The sequence below is a fragment of the Pseudonocardia halophobica genome (genome assembly GCF_027922425.1).
GTDB classification, from domain to species: domain Bacteria; phylum Actinomycetota; class Actinomycetes; order Mycobacteriales; family Pseudonocardiaceae; genus Pseudonocardia; species Pseudonocardia halophobica.
In genome coordinates this window covers 1-1,488 of the sequence record NZ_BSFQ01000112.1, presented here as the reverse complement: position 1 = coordinate 1,488, position 1,488 = coordinate 1, and the positions used below count along the sequence as shown (strand labels likewise).

General features: G+C 72.2%; 2 protein-coding genes. Both read right to left on the bottom strand.

All coding sequences use genetic code 11. The annotated features are described in order from the left end of the window. Positions 1-385: 385 nt before the first annotated feature. Positions 386-1,123 (bottom strand): SDR family NAD(P)-dependent oxidoreductase, encoded by a 738-nt coding sequence (locus tag PKE99_RS37505; protein ID WP_271215022.1) that lies wholly within the window; start codon positions 1,121-1,123, stop codon positions 386-388. Then, positions 1,120-1,488, bottom strand: a 369-nt coding sequence (locus PKE99_RS37500; protein WP_271215021.1) for an SDR family oxidoreductase, incomplete at its 5' end; no start/stop codon positions are given. The genes PKE99_RS37500 and PKE99_RS37505, both read right to left, overlap by 4 nt.

The following is a 1,488-nucleotide window of genomic DNA, read 5'->3' as shown; positions in this document are numbered from 1 at the left end:
ATCGTCGTCACCGACACCATCCCGCTGCCGCCGGGCGCCCCGCCCACGATCGACGTCGTGTCCTGCGCCCCGCTACTCGCCGACTCCATCCGCCGGATCTTCACCGACGACTCGGTCAGCGAGGTCTTCGGCGGCAAGAACCACCTCTTCTAGGCGTACCTCGGTGTTCGTGCGGGTCGACGTCGTGCCCGGCCTCGGTGCTGGAGGCCTCTCCGGCGGCTGGTCATGCCGGCTGCGGTCCACTTGATGGAAACACGCCGCCCTTCAAGCGCTGGCGGCACCTCGTTCAGCGTCGAGAAACGTCTGTATCCGACCCGCTACCGCCGCCGCGCCGTCGAGGTTATCGGCCCGGCCGACCGAGTACACGGTGGCCGGGGCCGGTCCGTCACCTCAGCGAGTTCATGCCCCCGTCGACCGCCAGCACGGAACCGGTCAGGGACGGCAGCCCCGGGTCCGCGAGATGGACGATCGCCCGCGCGATCTCCTCCTGCCCGACGAGTCGGCCGGTGGGCTGGCGAGCCTGCAGCGCAGCGAGCGTGGCCTCCGGGTCGTCGGCGACGCCGAGCAGCCGGTCGAGCCACGGCGTGGCCACGGTCCCGGGGCAGACGACGTTCACCCGCACCCCCTCCCCGACCAGGTCGGCGGCCATCGCCCGGGACAGCGCGAGGACGGCCCCCTTGCTCGCCGAGTAGAGGGCCCGGTCCACCAGGCCGGTGGTCGCCACGATCGATCCGACGTTGACCACCACGCCTGACGCGGACCGGCGCAGCGCGGGCAGGGCTGCCCTGGTCACGCGGACGACGCCGAGCAGGTTGACGTCGAGGACGCGGTTCCACTCGTCGAGCCCGTTGTCCTCGACAGTGCCGGCGGTGCCGATGCCGGCGTTGTTGACCAGGATGTGCAGCCCGCCCGTCTCGGCGACGACCTGCTCGACGGCACGGCGCACGGACTCGTCGTCCGTGACGTCCGCCTTCAGCCCGAGGATCGGTGCGGGCACAGCGTCGACCTCGCGGTCGAGGACCGCGACCCGCGCACCGCGCTCGGCCAGCAGGGCCGCCGTGGACGCGCCGATGCCGGAGGCGCCGCCGGTCACGATCGCGGTCAGTCCTTCGAAGTCGCTCATGTCAGGGTCTGACCTCCATCGACGTGCAGGGACTGCCCCGTCACGAAACCCGCGGCGTCCGAGGCCAGGAACAGCGCCGTCTCCGCGACGTCCTGCGGCGTGGCGAGCCGGCCCCACGGAATCCCGGTCCGGAACGACGTGGGGTCGCCCTGGATCTGACGCTCGGGCCCGATCCCCAGAGCCACCCACTGCGCGCGTTGCAGCTCGGTGTCGCACGAGCCGGGACAGAGCGAGTTCACCCGGACGCGGTGCGCCGCGAGCTCCAAGGCGAGGCAGCGGGCCATCATGTCGGTCGCGGCCTTCGACGCGCAGTAGGCGCCGAGGCCCATCCGCGGGGTGCGCGCACAGTTCGAGGTGAGGACGAC

Bases quoted from the DNA above. Each gene is read 5' to 3' on its own strand.
- PKE99_RS37505 (WP_271215022.1), bottom strand. From the start codon at position 1,123: ATGAGCGACTTCGAAGGACTGACCGCGATCGTGACCGGCGGCGCCTCC.